Origin of the sequence: Roseateles sp. (assembly GCF_039595295.1) — a bacterium.
GTDB lineage: Bacteria > Pseudomonadota > Gammaproteobacteria > Burkholderiales > Burkholderiaceae_C > Roseateles.
In genome coordinates this window covers 24775-37734 of record NZ_JBCNLU010000042.1, presented here as the reverse complement: position 1 = coordinate 37734, position 12960 = coordinate 24775, and the positions used below count along the sequence as shown (strand labels likewise).

Genomic DNA, 12960 nt, shown 5'->3' with positions numbered 1-12960 from the left:
GCTCAGATCGTTGGCGGCGATCGACGAGCCGACGCCCTGCTTCCAGGTCGCGCCGTTGTCCAGGCTGTAGTCCCACTTCGCGCCGGTCTCCAGGCCGGATACGGCCACCGAGCCGGAGCCATTGATCGGATTCGCGCCGTTGCTCGATTCCACCGAAGGTGCCGCGACTTGCGTGTCCTTCACGATGTCGATCTGGCTCGTCGACTGATTGCCCGCCGCATCGGTCTGGCGAATGGTGACATGGTTGGCGCCCTCGGCGAGCGCATGGGCGGGGATTGAATCGCCGGTGCCCGGCGTCCATGTCTTGCCGCCATCCAAGCTGAAGTCCCACTTGCCGCCGGCCTCGATGCCACCGACCTTGATCGACCCTTCGGCATTGATGGGGCTCGAGCCGTTGTTCGATTCCACCGAAGGTGCCACGACTTGCGTGTCCTTCACGATGTCGATCTGGCTCGTCGATTGATTGCCCGCCGCATCGGTCTGGCGAATGGTGACATGGTTGGCGCCCTCGGCGAGCGCGTGGGCGGGGATCGAATCGCCGGTGCCCGGCGTCCATGTCTTGCCGCCATCCAAGCTGAAGTCCCACTTGCCGCCGGCCTCGATGCCACCGACCTTGATCGACCCTTCGGCATTGATGGGGCTTGAGCCGTTGCTCGATTCCACCGAAGGTGCCACGACTTGCGTGTCCTTCACGATGTCGATCTGGCTCGTCGACTGATTGCCCGCCGCATCGGTCTGGCGAATGGTGACGTGATTGGCGCCCTCGCCCAGCGCGTTGGCGGGGATCGAATCGCCGGTTCCCGACGTCCAGGTCTTGCCGCCATCCAAGCTGAAGTCCCACTTGCCGCCGGCCTCGATGCCACCAACCTTGATCGCGCCTTCGCCGTTGATCGGAGCAGTCCCGTTGCTCGATTCGACCGAAGGCGCCACGACTTGCGTGTCCTTCGAGATCTCGATCGTCGCCGGCTCGCTGCGCTTGCCATCCTTGTCGACGGCGACGACGATCAGCTCGTTCTTCCCCTCCGCCAAGGCGCCGGCCGGAACGCCATCGCCCTGACCGGGGTGCCAGGTCTTGCCACCGTCCAGGCTGTATTCCCAGTCCTGGCCAGGGTTCAGCCCCCCGACTTTCACACCACCCTCGGCATTGACCGGCCCGCTCGATCCGCCGGTCTCCAGCTTCGGCGCGACAGGCGCCGGCTTGGCCGGCGTCTCTCCGCCATCACTCTTGCCCCCCTGCCCCGACTGCGTCGGCTCCTGGCCAGTCGGCACTTGCGTCGCCGCGCTCGACTTCGAGCCCCCACTTGCAGCGCCGGCCAAGGCGCCAACCAAACCCAGACCGCCCAGCGCGGCCCAAGGCAGAGCGACTGCGCGATCTGTTTCGACAGGTTCGGCCGATGCCGCGGCAACTGCGGGCGCATCCCCTGAGCTGTCCGGCATCCCTTGCGACGCCTCGGTCGATTCGTCAACCGAAGCAGTGCTTGTCGGCGGGTGAACCACGTTCTCCTGCTCGTCCTCCGCGCGCTTGCGCTTCGCGGCCGAGCCCTGCGCCGCGGGGCCCTCTGCCGATGTGGATTGAACCAGCTCCCGATCCAGGAGCTTCGACGGCGCGACGGATTTGGTCATGAGGTGCTTTCGGTTCGAAGAAGGAAGGTCCGGACTGTCTGCCGCCCACTTCCCCTCGCCCATAACTTCAATCGGAGATCCGCACCCTTGATACCAGCTCCAACGTGCCGTCGAACTGCACATGGAGGCCAGTCGCTCGGCTGGTCGATCCCTTGTCCGTGATGGAATGCCCACCCATCCAGGCCAGTCGCCAGAACGAACGCTCCAACGAAAACGCCCCGCGCGAGGCGGGGCGTTTCAGCGTCGGAACGCGTCAGGGGAACATCGCCATCACAGCGCGTTCATCTCCTTGAGCAGACGGTCCGCCTTGTCCACGACCTTCATCTGCCACAGCATGTAGCGCGCATCCAGGCAGATGCTGCGGTTCATGTTGTCGTTGAAGTCCCAGTCCGAGATCACCGCGTCCAGCGTGCCGTCGAACAGCAGACCGACCAGTTCCCCCTTGCCGTTGAGCACCGGCGAACCCGAGTTGCCGCCCGTCGTGTCCAGCGTCGCCAGGAAGTTGACCGGCACCGAGTCCAGCGCCTTCACGCCGTACTTGTCGAAGTTACGGGCCTTGATCGCGGCAAGCTGCTCGGCCGGGGCGTTGAACTCGCCCGAGCCGGTGTTCTTCGCGACGATGCCGCGCAGCGTCGTGAACGCCGTCCAGGTCGTGCCGTCCACGCCGGGGTTGCGGCCCTTGACCTGACCGAAGGCCACACGCAGCGTGCTGTTGGCGTCCGGATAGACAGCCTGACCGCGGCTGGCCTTGAAGTCGATCTCGGCCTGCATCACCGTCGCGTACGCCTGCTGCAGACGACCCGCCAGTTCCTTGTCGCGGTTCTCGCGGGCCTGCTCGTCGGCGTGCAGCAGCACGGCGGCCTTCACCAGCGTGTCGGCGCTGGCTTCGAAGTCCGCGGCGTCGCGCGTCAGCCAGGCGCTGCGCTCGGCCTTGTCGGTCAGCTTGGTGCCGGCGTACAGCCCGTCCACGCGGGCCGTCACGGCCGCGGCGTCCATGCCGGCGCTCACGCCCAAGGCCTTCAGGAAGGCGGCGTTGAGCTGGTCGGCCGGCTGCGCCAGGTACTGCGTCAGGAAGTGCGACACCAGCTTCTTCTCGGTCGCTTCGTCGAAGCGGCGATCCACCGTCTCCAACGATTGCTTGCGGCGCAGCTGGTCGCGGTCCTGGAAGCCGGCCTTGCGCTCGGCGTCGGGCTTGCGGCGCTCCAGCGCCTGCTCGTACAGATCGGACGCGCTCTTGAGCAGCGTCGGCGTCGCGTACGACAGCAGGAACTCGCGGCGCGTGTTGACCTGGCGCTCGGCGATGACGCGCTCGGCCTCGGCCAGCGACGGGCCGTAAAGCGCGCGGCGCTTGGCGTCAGCCTCGACCCAGGCCTTCATGGCGGCATACCCGGCCTGCTTGCGCGCCAGGATGTCGCTGCCGGTGTAGCTGGCGATCTGGCCCTGGTAGTTCTTGAAGTAGTTGTTGACCCCGGCCACGGTGTTGGCCAGCTTGATCTCCGCGTCGCGGCGGCCGGCGGTGGCCTCCTTGATCGTGGCGAGCTGCTCGCCCATGGTCTTCACGCGGGTGGGCAGGTCCCAGGAGAACGCGAAGTCCACCTCCTGCGGCAGGCGATGGCGGTTGGTGCGGCCCGGGTAACCGGCCACGGCCACGAAATCACCCTCGTTCAGCGGCGAGCTCGCCAGCTTCAGCACGTGCGGCGGCACGAAAGGCTTGTTGTTCGGGCTGAAATCGGCCGGCTTGCCGTCCGGGCCGACGTAGGCGCGGTAGAAGCTGTAATCGCCGGTGTGACGCGGCCAGACCCAGTTGTCGGTGTCGCCGCCGAACAGGCCCACGCCCTCGGCCGGCGCATGCACCAGGCGGACGTCGCGGATCTCCAACTGCTTGACCAGCTGGAACATCAGGCCGCCGTAGTACGAGCCGATGGAGCAGCGGTGACCCGAGTCCTTCTCGCACGCGGCGATCTGCGCCTTCTGGTTGGCCTCCATCGCGTCGAAGCGAGCCTTGCCCTGCAGCGCGGCGGTCTTCTTGTCGATGATCTTGTCGGTGACGTCGGTCAGCGCCACCGTCACCAGGATGCGGCTGCCCGGGGCGGCCGGCAGTTCGTCGGCCAGCGAAGCGGCCAGGAAGCCGTTCTTCAGCAGGTCCTTCTGCGGCGTGGAGTTGTATTGGATGCTGCCGAAGGCGCAATGGTGGTTGGTCACCACCAGGCCCTGCGGCGAGACGAAGGACGCCGTGCAGCCGCCCAGGCTGACGACGGCCCCCATCGGATAGCCCAGCGGCTGCGACAGCCGCGCCGGGTCGATCTTCAGGCCGGCGGCCTTCATGTCCTTGGCCACCAGCGGCAGCTGCTGCGGCATCCACATGCCCTCGTGCGCCTGGGCGGCGAACGCGGCCAGGGCCATCGAGGCCCAGATCATTCGTTTCATCAGAAGGACTCCTGTCCCGACCAAAAGTTGAAGGGCAGAACCATACACGAGGGACAGACCCCTCCCCCATGCCGATCGGCACCCTCGCATACCCGGGATTGCCGTCGGGATTCCAAGAACGTGGGGGAGGCTTTTGCTGACCCGAAACTTACAATCGGGTTTTCCCGCGCGCCGGACGTCACCGGCACGCTGCTCGCCCACCTCGCCCCTCTCAGCCACGGTTCCCGCCGTCCAGGAGCCCGCCATGACCTTGAACGAACTCAGCCATGTGAAGCGCTGGATGGTGATGCACAGCGCACGCCACCCGGTGGAGCTCGCGGTCTGGAACCTGGTGCTGACGATCTGGATGCTGGGATTCATGGGCGTGCCGGGCGCACTGCTGACCCAGGCCTGGATGGCGCTGCCGCTGTGCCTGCTGGCCTGGCTGCTGCCCATGGTCTACACCGGCAGCCGGCGCCGGCTGCATCGCGCGGGGCGCCTGCGCTGCGATTGGCTCACGGCCCTGTGAAGGGCTGACGGCAAGGTCGCGCAGCCGCGGCGCTGCGGCGTCTTGCTCGGATGGTCGATCGCGCGCGCCCTTCCGCGCGTCATCGACTTGACATCATCGTCACTTCTGACGATGATTCGACCCATGAAGTATCCAGGCGGCAAAGGCAAGACGTTTCAGCACGTCATCAACCTGATGCCTCCGCACCGGGTGTACATCGAGACCCACGTCGGCGGCGGCGCGGTGCTGCGCAACAAGCTGCCGGCCGAGCGCTCCATCGCCATCGACGCCGACGAGCGGGTGATGCAGCGACTGCGATCGGACGGGAACGAGCTCCCGCCCGGCGTCGAGCTGGTGTGCGCCCGCGCGGAGGAATTTCTCGCGCGATACGCGTTCCGGGGGGACGAGCTGGTCTACGCGGACCCGCCGTATCACCCGGAGACGCGTCGGCAGCGGCGCATCTATCGGCATGAATACGACGCCGCGGACCACGCGGCGTTGTTGTCTGTGCTGGTCGCGTTGCCTTGCAAGGTGATCCTGTCCGGCTACGCGCATCCGCTCTATGACGAGATGCTGCCCGGTTGGCGCACCCGCGAGTTCCAGGCCAAGACGCATGTCGACGTCCGGACCGAGACGTTGTGGTTCAACTTCGAGCCGCCCGAGATCCTTCACGACCCCCGCCATCGCGGCGACAACTTCCGCGATCGTCAAACCTTGAAGCGGCGCCTCGAGCGCCTGCAAGAACGTGTCCACGCCATGGACCCCGTCGAACGCGCCGCGTTCGCGCAATGGCTGCACACCGCTTATCCAGCCGCTCTCAGGAGCGTCGCCCCATGACCCAGATCGTTGCCATCGTCGCGCGCCAAGGCTCCCTGCAGCGCGAACTCCCGAATCCCGACCAGGACCTGCTGCCCGGTGTGCGCTGGGGCGCGCTGGACGAGTTCCCCACCCCCGCCTACTGGACGCGTCTGGCCCTGACGCATCGGTTGGACGTGCCGGCGCCTACGCCCTCGGGCCGCACGCTGGCGGAAGAGGTCGGCGCCTCGCTGCTGGGCGGGCCCGGCATTCCGGTCGCGCTGGGCGAAGCCGCCTTCGACCGCGTGCGTGAGCGCGGCGCGTTCGTGCAACCCGGCATGTGCGAGGCCACGCTGACCGGCTGGCTGAGCGAGCCGCTGCTGGTCAACGGCAAGACGCTGAGCTTCCGCTTCGCCGAGCAGAAAGCCCGCCATCTGGCGGCGGTGATGCCGGCGCTGCTGTCGGCCCCGGACTTCGCGGCCGGCTACGAGGTGCGCAACTGGCTGATGGCGCTGCCCGGCGTCGGCCCGAAGACGGCCTCGTCCATCGTGCGCGCCTGGTCGGCGGCCGAGGACGTCGCCTTGCTGGACGCGCATGTGCTGCGGGTGGGCCAGGTGATCGGGCTGTTCTCGCGCAAGCTGACGGTGGAGCGCCATTACCTGGAAGTCGAGTCGCGCCTGCTCAAGCTGTGCGCCGCGATGGACCTGCGGCCGTCAGAGCTGGAAGCCGTGATCGCGCGCGAGATGGCGGCCTCGCCGGAGACGGTGCGCTTCCTGGCCGACCACCTGAAAGCGACCGAGATCGTCGCCAAGCCGGCCACGCGCCGCATGCGTGAGCCGGAACAGATCGCGCTGGTCTTCACCGCCTGAACGAGCCCCGCGACCCGGCGCGCGCCGGGTCCGCCGGCGACACCTCGTCGCGCCCGCGTCATCCGGTCAGCCGGAAGCGCGCGACCACCTGCGCGAGCTGAGCCGCCTGCGACTGCAGCGCCTCGGCCGCGGCGGCGGACTCCTCGACCAGCGCGGCGTTCTGCTGCGTCATGCCGTCGAGCTGCGACACCGCCGCGTTGACCTCGGACAGGCTCTGCGTCTGCCCGCCGGCGGTGGCGGCGATGTCCCGAATCAGGCGGCTGACCTGATTCACCGCCTCGACCACCTGCCCCATGGTCGCGCCCGCGTCGCCGACAACGCGGCTGCACGACGCGGCCCACCATGTCGCCGCCGCGGCTGGCCACGCCGGCCGCGTCCTGCGCAAGGCGGCTGGCGGCGTCGGCGCTGGTGGAGCTCTGCCGCGCCGCGTCGGTCAGCTGATGCATGGCGGCGGAGGTCTCCTCCAGGCTGGAGGCGGCCTGCTCGGTGCGGGACGACAGATCGCTGCTGCCGGAGGCGACCTCGCGGCTGGCCTCGGCGATGTGGTCGGCGCTGGCGCGCACGGTGGACACCGACGCATGCAGCGCGTCGCGCATCGCGCTCAAGGCCCGCAGCAGATCGCCCAGTTCATCGGCCCGCGAGGCCGCCGCGACATCACGCAAGTCGCCCCCGGCGATGCGGCCGGCGGTCTCGGCCGCGACGCGCAGCGGATGCGTCAGCGAGCGCGTCAGCAGCCATCGTCGAGCTGGCGCCTCATCGTGTCGAAGGCCTCGCGCTCGCGGTCGCTGGCGACCAGACCGTCGTAATCCTTGAGCAGCCGGGGCAGCACCTGCCATTGCTGGGTCAGCCGGGCGGCCTCGTCGGCGACCGCCTTCGCGTCGCCGCCGACCAGCATCTGCAGCTCGGCGCGGCGCATCTGGTTCATGGATTCACCGATCTGCGCGAGCTTCTGCGTGCTCGGCAACCAGTTGTCGGCCAGATCGTCGACCTTGGCCTGGACCTGCGCCACGCGATTGGCGCAAAACGCGCCCATCGCGAGCATCAACAGCACCAGCAGCGCGAAGCCCAGACCGAGCCTCACGCCGACCTTCAAGTCGGACAGCAGTCGCATGTCAGCCTCCCGTCGGCGCCATTCCAGGGCCAACTTGGCAAGCTATCACGCCGAGCGCGCGCCGTCATGGCCCCGGCGCGAGGGACAGGCAAGCGGGGCGGAACGAGCCGGCGCCGGCGCGGCGCGTCTTCCTACGGCAAGCGAGCCAGGACGCCCTTGCCCGGCGCGGACGCGCCCGGCCGCGTGGCGGGCGTCGCAGACGTGGCGGAGGCGGCCGGCTTGCGCGGTGCCGCGGCGGCCAGAGCGCGATCAAGCGCCGTCTGCTCGGCGTCGAAGTCCTTGAGCCAGCTGGCGTACACCGGCCCGGCGTACAGATGGCGGGCCTCCTGGATCAGCTGCTGCGCGCGGACCAGACAACCGGCCACGCGGTAGGCGCGGATGATGGACAGCCAACCGCCCAGGATCTCGGCATTGAGCTCCTCGAAGACGTCCATCGCGGCCTCGCGGTCGCCGGGATCGCCCTCGGGCCACCAGGCCTGGTCGAGGTAGGCGCGCGCGTCGTCGTCGATCGGACGCAGGCTGTCGACGGCTCGGTCCAGCGCGCGCGACGGGCAATCGGCCCGGCCCGCGGCCGCGCTCTTGAGGTGGCCGGCGACGCCGGTGCGCAGCCGGTCGAAGACGGCGCCCGCGCGGTCGATCACGCGCATCGCGCGTTGATTCGCTTCACGGGTGGAGAAACCGGCGAGCTCGTCGTCGACGAACGGCGTCGTCGTGGTTGGCGCGGCCGACGCAAGGGCGGCGCTCCAGGTCCACGCGATCACGATCGTCGTGCGCAGGATGCGCCCGGCTGTCTTCATGCTTGAGATCTCCCCGTCCCCGACACCATGCCGGCGACCGGCGGCTAATGTAGCCGCTCGTCTGCTCAGGCGCCGGAGCGACAGGCAGGAGATCCGACGGACGCCGCGATGGCGGGCATGACCGGCAGATCGGACCGACAGACCGATGGGCCGATGGGCCGATGGGCCGATGGGCCGATGGATCGACGGGCCGTCCTGGCGGGCTCACGGGGTGCCAGGCTCCCAGGCCGCGCCGCGCGAGTCCACGGACTCGTCGTCCTCGACCGCGATCGCCGGCGGCGGCAACCAGTAGCGCCGGCGCTGGGCCCGCTCGCAGCCGGCGACCGGCGACGACGCGACGCCATCGCTGCGCCAGCGCCATGCGCCGCAGTCCACGCTGTTCAAGACCAGCGCGCCCACCGACCGATAGCGCGCCACGACCTCAGGCCTCGGATGCCCGAAGCGATTCAGATAGCCCGACTGGACGGCCGCGACCTGCGGCGCGACCGCCTGCACGAAGGCCATCGACGACGAGGTCTTGCTGCCGTGATGCGGAACCACCAGCACCTCGCTGCGCAAGCCGCCTTCGCCTTCGCGACGCAGCAGCAGCGCCTCCTGCGGGGATTCGATGTCGCCGGTCAGCAGCACCCGCCGGCCGGCGGCCTCCACGCGCAGCACGCAGGACGCTGCATTGCGCTTGGCTTCGGCGCCCTCGCCCGGCGCTGGGGCCAGGACCTCGAAGCGCACGCCGTCCCAGGTCCAGCGCTGACCACGCACGCAGGGCTCGCCGTCCGGCACCGCGCCGAGCCGCCGCTCCACGGCGATCCCTTTGAGCAGGCTGGCGTTGCCACCCGCGTGATCCTGGTCGGCATGACTGACCATCAGCAGGTCGACGCGGCGCTCGCCCCATCCGCGCAGCAGCGGCAGCAGCACGCGCTGCGCCGCGTCCGACCCCGGCCCCCAGCGCGGCCCCGAGTCGAAGACCAGCGTGTGGCTTCGCGTGCGCAGCATCGCCGCGCCGCCCTGGCCGACGTCAGGGAGCCAGACCTCCAAATGGCCCTCCGGCGGTCGGCCGAGCGCGGGCCACAGCATGGGCACGCACAAGGCGAGGCCCGCCAGCCGCAGCCGCCCCGGCCACGGCAGCGCCAGCGCCACACCGCCGATCAGCGCGAGCGCCCTCGCCCAGCCCGGCGCCCATGGCACGTGCCAGACGGCGAGCGGGAGGTCGCGCAGCATCTCCAGCAGCAGGTTCAGGCCCGACACCAGCCCACTGCCGACGGTCCACAGCGGCGGGAGGAGCGCGCCCAGCATCGCCAGCGGCGTGATCGCGTAGGTCACCAGCGGGATGGCGACCGCGTTGGCGAGCAGCCCCACCGGCGAGAGCTGATGAAAGAGCAGCAGCGTCAGCGGCGCCAGCCCCAGCGTGACCAGCCACTGGGTCCGCCACGCCGCGTGCAGCGCGCCGCGCAGGCCGACGTGCGCGCGCAGATCCGCAGCCATCAGCAGCGCAACCGCGCAGAAGGACAACCAGAAGCCGGGCTGTGTCAGCGCCCAAGGATCAGCCAGGCAGACGCCGCTTGCGGCGACCAGCAGGCTGATCGGCCAAGGCCAGCGCGCGCCGGCCTGCCGCAGCAGCGCCAGGATCAGCAGCAGACCGAAGGTCCGCTGCGCGGGCACGCCCCAGCCGGAGAACAGCGCATACAACCCCGCCGCCGCGACACCGATCCACATCGCCGCGCGCGGCGCCGGCCAGCGCAGGCACAGGCGCGCACTGCGCCGCCAGGCCGCGCCGGCGATGGCGCCGGCCAGCCAAGCGAACATGGTGACGTGCAGACCGCTCACGCTGAGCAGGTGCGCCACGCCGGTGTCGCGATAGAGCGCCCAGTCGGCCGCTCCGACCGCGCCTTGGTCGCCCAAGCTGAGCGCCGCCAGCACGCCAGTGCCGCGGCGGCTCTCCGTGCTGCCGCCCATGCTGCTGTCGCCGCTTCCGCCGCTTCCGCCGCCGATGCTCCCGGGGCTGCCGGCGCGGACGCCAGCCCCTTGGCCGGCATGGCGAACGAGATGCCGCTCGATCGCATCGCGCAGCATCTGGCGCAGCTCGGTCACACCGAATCCACTCGGCGCGAGCCGCTGCTGACCTTTGCTGCGGCAGCTTCCGGCGGCGGGCAGGTCCTGCTCGAGCATCCACAGCGCCTGATCGAAGCCTTGGGGATTGGCCAGACCATGCGGACGGCGCAGCTTCACGGAGAACCGCCAACGCTCCCCGGCTCGTGGCGTCGACGGCATCTGGTAGCAGGACAGCAGCACGCGCGGCGGCACGGCGGCGCCGTCGACCTCGAAGACGAATCGCCAGCCCTCGACCCCGCCCATTCCCTCGGTGCGCTGGGGCAGCGAGGCGATGCGGCCGGTCAGGGTCAAGACCTGGCCCTCCAGCGTGCGGGGGAGCACCTCGGCCATGCGCAGTTCGGCGCGCCAAGCGGTGAGACCGAAGCCGGCAAGCGCCGCGAGCAGCGCCCACGCCAGCCAGCGCCAACGCGCGGCGCGGGCCGGTCTCGGCTGATCTCCGGACGACAGACGCCCAACCGTCGCCGAGGTCACGCCCGGCCTACGCACGAACGCGACGATCCGATCCACGAGCAGCGCGACCACGACGAGGCCCATCGCGAGCAGCCCGGCGATCCACTCGCGGGTGTCGGGGAGATCGGGCCGCAGATGGACCATCCCCATGCCGAGCAAGGCTGCTGCGGGCACGCTGCTCCAGCACCAGGACGGGGTGTAGGATTCGCGACGAATTTTTTCAACTCCGCGCAGATCCTCATGACCAGCTCCGTCTACGACCGCCTCACGCAACTCGGCATCACCCTGCCGCCCGTGGCCGTTCCGGCCGCGGCCTACGTGCCCTTCGTCCGCACCGGCAACCTGGTGTTCCTCTCCGGTCATATCGCGAAGAAGGACGGCAAGCCCTGGGTCGGCCAGCTGGGCAAGGACACCGACACGGCCACCGGCAAGCTGGCCGCGCGCGCCATCGCCGTCGACCTCATGGGCACGCTGCATGCGGCGGTGGGCGACCTGAACAAGGTCAAGCGCATCGTCAAGCTGATGAGCCTGGTGAACAGCACCGGCGACTTCACCGAGCAGCATCTGGTGACCAACGGCGCGTCGGAACTGTTCGGCGAGGTGTTCGGGCACGAAGCCGGCGCGCATGCGCGCAGCGCCTTCGGCGTGGCCCAGATCCCGATGGGCGCCTGCGTCGAGATCGAGTTGATCGCCGAGATCGCCGACTGATGCGAGGCCTGAGCGCATCCCGCGTGCTGGCCTTCAGCGCGCTGGTGTCGATCGCGGGCGTGGCGGCCGCGCTGGTCGCGCAGTACCACTTCGACGTCAAGCCCTGCCCCTGGTGCGTGATGCAGCGGGGGATCTTCCTCCTGATCGCGGCGGTGAGCGCGCTGGGCTGGATCCTGCAGCGCATCGGCTTCGCGCGCGTGCTGGCGCTGCTGCTGACGGCGTTGCTGGGCGTGGCGGGTCTGGTATCGGCGGGCTATCAGCATGAGGTCGCCTCCAAGCTGGCCAGCTGCGACATGACCTTCGCCGATCGCGTGCTGGGCGCGCTGGATCTGGAGGCGCGCTTCCCCAGCGTGTTCATGGTCACGGCCTCGTGCAGCGAGGCCTCGGCATACACGCTGCTGGGCCTGCCGTACGAGATCTGGAGCGGCGCGCTGTTCACGCTGATCGCGTTGCTGTGCTTGCTGACGCTCAAGCGGGGGGCGGCTCTGCGCCGATGAGCAAGCGCCGGCGCGCTCCAGTTGCTGGGGCCGCCGGCTCGACAGAGCACCAGAGGGCTCCGGCAAGAATCAGGCGCTCTTGCCGGAGAGCGCCTCAAGAAAGCACTCCCGCGCATACCGGGCCGCGCCCGTCGACCGGTCGGGCTCGGCGGCCAGGAATGCCTGTCGCAGGGCGCTACCGTCCTTCAGATGGGACTGAAGGGTCTTGCGTTGCGAGGTGCTCAGACCGGCGATGGCCTGTGCGGTCATGGCCGACACCGAGCGACCGACAAACTTGTCCGTCGCGTCGATCGAGTCCTGCCGGCCCCCGTGCGAAGCGGCGGCCAGTCCGTCCGCAAGACCGGCGATCTTGTCCCCGGCCAGATCACGCACCAGCGCGGCCACCGCGGCGCCGGCGCCATAGGTGCTCTTGTCCTTGCTGAAGAGAGACTGCTTCGGAATCGAGGTCGCGAAGTCGCGGACCATGTCACCGATGGCCGTGGACAAGCGTTCCCGCGCACCGGTCATCGCCTTGGCCGCTTCAGGGTGGAAGGCGCCTCGGCTGGACATCAGTGGCGGCGCCTTGCCGTTGCCGCGCTCGACCGACGCCGGCGTCGCCTGCCGGGGCCGCTTCGCGGTGATGTCCGCTTTGGCGTAGAGCGCCTCGCCCGCCCTGTCGGCTTGGCCGGCGTCATGCTTCAAGGATGAATACACCACCTCGGACTTGGGCGTCAGCGCGCTGTCCTTCTGGATCCTGCGACGCGCGATCGCATTCTGCGCGCCCTGCAGCTCGATGTAAGTCAGCTCCGGCTTGTCCGGCTTGTAGGGCTTGTAGGACTCGGACTGAAGCTCTTCGGACCGACCCGGGGTCGAAGAAGCAACTGGGGAGGTGTCTCCGCCAGCTTCGGCGGGCGGGGCAAACGCACCGTAGGTGCGCGGTGGGATGGACGGCGGCATGTTGGAAATGTCTGGAGGGGAAAGCGGGCTAGTGCCCCTACCGCAAACGAACAGTTCCGCATTCGACCAACCCACGGTTCACGTCGAACACTCCTCGCGTCGAATGAGGGCCGCACGTCACCGGTTCGTCACACCCTCCGGGCAGCATCGCGGG

General features: G+C 69.5%; 11 protein-coding genes and 1 pseudogene. 5 read left to right on the top strand and 7 right to left on the bottom strand.

Annotated features, from left to right (window positions below; translation table 11 throughout):
- Both ABDW59_RS21290 and ABDW59_RS21285 read right to left on the bottom strand, forming a co-directional pair.
- Nucleotides 1-1623: pseudogene (locus tag ABDW59_RS21290) on the bottom strand (hypothetical protein); the annotation flags it as partial.
- Nucleotides 1624-1893: 270 nt separating this feature from the next.
- On the bottom strand, nucleotides 1894-4050 hold the full coding sequence (locus ABDW59_RS21285; protein ID WP_343632882.1) for a S46 family peptidase: 2157 nt from the start codon (nucleotides 4048-4050) through the stop codon (nucleotides 1894-1896).
- 244 nt (nucleotides 4051-4294) lie between these two features.
- On the opposite strand from ABDW59_RS21285, the gene ABDW59_RS21280 reads away from it, so the two are divergent.
- The 3 genes from ABDW59_RS21280 to ABDW59_RS21270 are packed head-to-tail and all read left to right on the top strand — an operon-like array spanning nucleotide 4295 to nucleotide 6201.
- Complete coding sequence (locus tag ABDW59_RS21280; protein ID WP_343632880.1) at nucleotides 4295-4558, top strand: hypothetical protein; 264 nt, start codon at nucleotides 4295-4297, stop codon at nucleotides 4556-4558.
- A 42-nt stretch (nucleotides 4559-4600) separates the two neighbouring features.
- Nucleotides 4601-5374, top strand: coding sequence for a DNA adenine methylase (locus ABDW59_RS21275; protein ID WP_343632878.1), 774 nt, complete (start codon nucleotides 4601-4603; stop codon nucleotides 5372-5374).
- Nucleotides 5371-6201, top strand: coding sequence for a hypothetical protein (locus tag ABDW59_RS21270; protein WP_343632876.1), 831 nt, complete (start codon nucleotides 5371-5373; stop codon nucleotides 6199-6201). The genes ABDW59_RS21275 and ABDW59_RS21270 overlap by 4 nt, the downstream gene beginning before the upstream one ends.
- A 58-nt stretch (nucleotides 6202-6259) precedes the next feature.
- Here the strand turns inward: ABDW59_RS21270 and ABDW59_RS21265 are convergent, their stop codons facing one another.
- The 4 genes from ABDW59_RS21265 to ABDW59_RS21250 all read right to left on the bottom strand — a co-directional run bounded on the left by ABDW59_RS21265 (nucleotide 6260) and on the right by ABDW59_RS21250 (nucleotide 10839).
- Nucleotides 6260-6496, bottom strand: coding sequence for a hypothetical protein (locus tag ABDW59_RS21265; protein WP_343632874.1), 237 nt, complete (start codon nucleotides 6494-6496; stop codon nucleotides 6260-6262).
- A 432-nt stretch (nucleotides 6497-6928) separates the two neighbouring features.
- Complete coding sequence (locus ABDW59_RS21260) at nucleotides 6929-7312, bottom strand: MCP four helix bundle domain-containing protein (RefSeq protein ID WP_343632872.1); 384 nt, start codon at nucleotides 7310-7312, stop codon at nucleotides 6929-6931.
- A 131-nt stretch (nucleotides 7313-7443) separates the two neighbouring features.
- Complete coding sequence (locus tag ABDW59_RS21255) at nucleotides 7444-8109, bottom strand: hypothetical protein (protein WP_343632870.1); 666 nt, start codon at nucleotides 8107-8109, stop codon at nucleotides 7444-7446.
- A 204-nt stretch (nucleotides 8110-8313) separates the two neighbouring features.
- Nucleotides 8314-10839, bottom strand: a complete 2526-nt coding sequence (locus ABDW59_RS21250; RefSeq protein WP_343632868.1) for a DNA internalization-related competence protein ComEC/Rec2 — start codon at nucleotides 10837-10839, stop codon at nucleotides 8314-8316.
- Nucleotides 10840-10905: 66 nt separating this feature from the next.
- On the opposite strand from ABDW59_RS21250, the gene ABDW59_RS21245 reads away from it, so the two are divergent.
- On the top strand, nucleotides 10906-11373 hold the full coding sequence (locus ABDW59_RS21245; protein WP_343632866.1) for a RidA family protein: 468 nt from the start codon (nucleotides 10906-10908) through the stop codon (nucleotides 11371-11373).
- On the top strand, nucleotides 11373-11870 hold the full coding sequence (locus ABDW59_RS21240) for a disulfide bond formation protein B (protein ID WP_343632864.1): 498 nt from the start codon (nucleotides 11373-11375) through the stop codon (nucleotides 11868-11870). The genes ABDW59_RS21245 and ABDW59_RS21240 overlap by 1 nt, the downstream gene beginning before the upstream one ends.
- Nucleotides 11871-11939: 69 nt before the next feature.
- Here ABDW59_RS21240 and ABDW59_RS21235 read toward each other — a convergent pair whose 3' ends face one another.
- Nucleotides 11940-12806: a hypothetical protein gene (locus ABDW59_RS21235; protein WP_343632862.1), complete on the bottom strand. Its 867-nt coding sequence runs from the start codon at nucleotides 12804-12806 to the stop codon at nucleotides 11940-11942.
- Between the last annotated feature and the right edge of the window lie 154 nt (nucleotides 12807-12960).